Source organism: Ferrovum myxofaciens (genome assembly GCF_000735045.1).
GTDB lineage: Bacteria > Pseudomonadota > Gammaproteobacteria > Burkholderiales > Ferrovaceae > Ferrovum > Ferrovum myxofaciens.
Genome location: NZ_JPOQ01000129.1, coordinates 1 through 2726, shown reverse-complemented (window position 1 = coordinate 2726; position 2726 = coordinate 1). Strand labels below are relative to the sequence as shown.

Here is a 2726-nt window from a genome sequence, read left to right as displayed (position 1 = left end):
GGGTAGCGCAGCGACCTCGCAAATCGGATTTCATGTCAAGTGTTTTTTGCATTTTTTTTGAAAATATTTATCGCGCAGATGGGTGCCTTCGGTATTTGGAAAAACCCGCGAATGTCTAAAGTTCAGTTATTTTAATCAAATAGGCTTTATTAATCTTGCGGGATTACCATAACTTGCCTATTATGATGGTCGTTAAGTGTATGTAAGCCAAAAATCATGAGCAACTTCACCATTCCACTGCATGTCTCCGGGCGTGCTGCTCAGTTAGGCCAGCGCATCCGAATCGCGCGGATTCGTCGCGGCTGGTCAGTGGTGGACCTTGCCAGTAAAGCAGGAATCAACCGCAATACGCTCACGGCACTGGAACTCGGCAAGCCCGGTACAGCCATTGGCGTCTGCTTCACCGTGCTGTGGGCGCTCGGTCTGGAAAAATCTCTGGACGCCGTGGCCGACCCCGACACCGATGTTCACGGCAAGGCGCTCGAAGCCTCGCGTCGTCCTACCCGCGTGGGCAAGCCACGCAAGATCAGCAACGACTATGACTTCTGAACGCGAAGCCTACGTCTACGTCCAACTCCCCGGCACCCTGGATACAGTGCCGGCGGCGCTGCTGAAAGTGCAGACCTTGCCCGACGGCACGCAGATTGGCCGCTTTCGCTATGGCGATCGTTATCTCCAGCGTGCCGAAGCGGTTGCACTCGACCCGTACCGACTGCCGCTGGATAAAACCGTCCATGAGTTCACCCAACTCAAGGGTATTCCCGGTGCGCTGCGCGATGCGAGTCCAGACGCTTGGGGACGGCGGGTCATCGAGTACAAACTCGAATGCGCTGTCGGCGATTTACATGAAATCGACTACCTGCTGCATGGCCCGCAGGATGGCGCTGGCTATTTGAGCTTTGGCCTCAAGGTCGAACCACCCGCCCCCAAGCGCCCGTACAACCGCACCCACCAGATTGCCGAATTGATTGCCGCAACTCAAGCCATCGAAGACGGAAAGCCGGTGCCCGCACATCTGCTGGAGCAACTCGATCCCGGCACCAGCATGGGTGGTGCTCGACCCAAAGCCACCATCGAGGATGCGCAGTGTCTGTGGCTGGGCAAGTTTCCCGCCAAAGATGATCGCTGCAACTTGCAGCGCATCGAGTACGCCACTCTCGACCTCGCACGCCGCTGCGGCCTGAACGTCACGCAGGCACGCCTGCAGGCGGTCGGCGACAGCGATGTGTTGATGCTGCAGCGCTTCGATCGTGAACACACGGACAAGGGCTATCTGCGCTTTGGACTGGTCAGTGGTCTCACAGTACTCGACTGCGACGACAACTATCTGAACCGTGAACGCTGGTCCTATCCGCTGCTGGCCGACAACCTGCGTCGCTGGTCTGACAAGCCCGAAGCCGATTGCGCTGAACTGTTCCGGCGCATGGTCTTCAACGCCGCAGTGACCAACAACGATGATCACCCGCGAAACCACGCGTTGCTGCGCCGGCCAAAGGGATGGCGCCTATCGCCCGCCTACGACCTGGTGCCCTCACCTGTGGTTAGCCTGGAGCGACGCGACTTGGCACTGACCGTGGGCAACTACGGCCGCACGGCCAGTGTCTACAACTTGCTATCGCAGTCAGGTCGTTTCGGGTTGTCAGCCGAAGAGGCCCGCAGGGAAATCCACCAGATCGTGGCAGTCGCGCGTCAGTGGCGCGAGAGCTTCTTCGCATGTGGCGTGTCTGCCCAAGACGCAGACTACATCGCTCCGGCCATCTTGCCTGAGTGCTTCTTTTTTGAAAGTTGAGGCCCGCAACCTGGCAGCGATGGTGCCAAGACTTTCCGTGGCGCTCATGTGTGCAACTCATTGTTCTGGAAAGAAACTGATGGTGCGCACTGAGATAGAGACATAATCAGGAACCGCGAAAAACAATAGAAGTGTCGTATTCCACTTGACAAACACAACACTTCTGTTAGGCTTCGCACATGAACTCCAAGCAGATGAAGAAATGGCTAGAGCAACAGGGCGCGACTTTCCAGCCCGGTAAAGGCTCGCACCTGAAGGTGTTTCTGAATGGCAAGCAGTCTTCCCTCCCCATGCACGGTACCGCCGAACTTGGTAAAGGGCTGGAAGCCGCGATTAGACGACAGCTTGGTTTGTGAAGTGAAGGAGAAAATGATGTTCGACTACCCCGTGACCTTGACCCCCGATGACGGCACCATGCTAGTTACATTTGCCGATGTGCCCGAAGCCATCACCTTCGGTGCCGATGAGGATGAAGCCCTGCTGAACGCAATCGATGCGCTGGAAACGGGCTTGTCGTTTTATGTCGATGCTCGCAAATCGCTACCCGTCGCCAGTCAGTCGGCGGCTGGACAAAAGACCGTGCGACCATCGGCGCTGGAATGTGCCAAGCTGGGCGTTTACCAAGCGATGACCGATCAGGGGATCAAGAAGGCGGAACTCGCCCGCCGCTTGGGATGGCATATGCCGCAAGTTGATCGCTTGTTCGATTTGCGTCATGCTTCAAAACTCGACCAGATCGAGGCTGCTGCCAACGTGCTCGGCAAACACGTTTACGTGCAGATTGCCTGACACTGTCATGGTCGTTAAGTGTATGTAAGCCAAAAATCATGAGCAACTTCACCATTCCACTGCATGTCTCCGGGCGTGCTGCTCGGTTAGGCCAGCGCATCCGCGTCGCGCGGATTCGTCACTGGGCATGCATGATTTTTAACCAGTA

At 56.6% G+C, this 2726-nt stretch carries 4 protein-coding genes; all 4 read left to right on the top strand.

What is annotated here, in order from left to right; all coding sequences use genetic code 11:
* Positions 1 to 216 precede the first annotated feature (216 nt).
* The 4 genes from IV91_RS0111615 (at position 217) to IV91_RS0111600 (ending at position 2578) form a co-directional block, all read left to right on the top strand.
* Positions 217 to 549: a helix-turn-helix domain-containing protein gene (locus tag IV91_RS0111615; protein ID WP_031598571.1), complete on the top strand. Its 333-nt coding sequence runs from the start codon at positions 217 to 219 to the stop codon at positions 547 to 549.
* A complete protein-coding gene (locus IV91_RS0111610) occupies positions 539 to 1789 on the top strand; it encodes a type II toxin-antitoxin system HipA family toxin (RefSeq protein ID WP_031598570.1) in 1251 nt (416 codons plus the stop codon). The genes IV91_RS0111615 and IV91_RS0111610 overlap by 11 nt, the downstream gene beginning before the upstream one ends.
* A gap of 179 nt (positions 1790 to 1968) precedes the next feature.
* Entirely contained in the window at positions 1969 to 2145 is a 177-nt protein-coding gene (locus IV91_RS0111605; RefSeq protein ID WP_031598568.1) for a type II toxin-antitoxin system HicA family toxin, read from the top strand.
* 13 nt (positions 2146 to 2158) lie between these two features.
* Positions 2159 to 2578, top strand: a complete 420-nt coding sequence (locus IV91_RS0111600; protein WP_197456530.1) for a type II toxin-antitoxin system HicB family antitoxin — start codon at positions 2159 to 2161, stop codon at positions 2576 to 2578.
* Positions 2579 to 2726 lie beyond the last annotated feature (148 nt).

Coding starts and splice junctions, on each gene's coding strand:
- IV91_RS0111615 (WP_031598571.1), top strand. CDS start 217: ATGAGCAACTTCACCATTCCACTGCATGTCTCCGGGCGTGCTGCTCAG.
- IV91_RS0111605 (WP_031598568.1), top strand. CDS start 1,969: ATGAACTCCAAGCAGATGAAGAAATGGCTAGAGCAACAGGGCGCGACT.
- IV91_RS0111600 (WP_197456530.1), top strand. CDS start 2,159: ATGATGTTCGACTACCCCGTGACCTTGACCCCCGATGACGGCACCATG.
- IV91_RS0111610 (WP_031598570.1), top strand. CDS start 539: ATGACTTCTGAACGCGAAGCCTACGTCTACGTCCAACTCCCCGGCACC.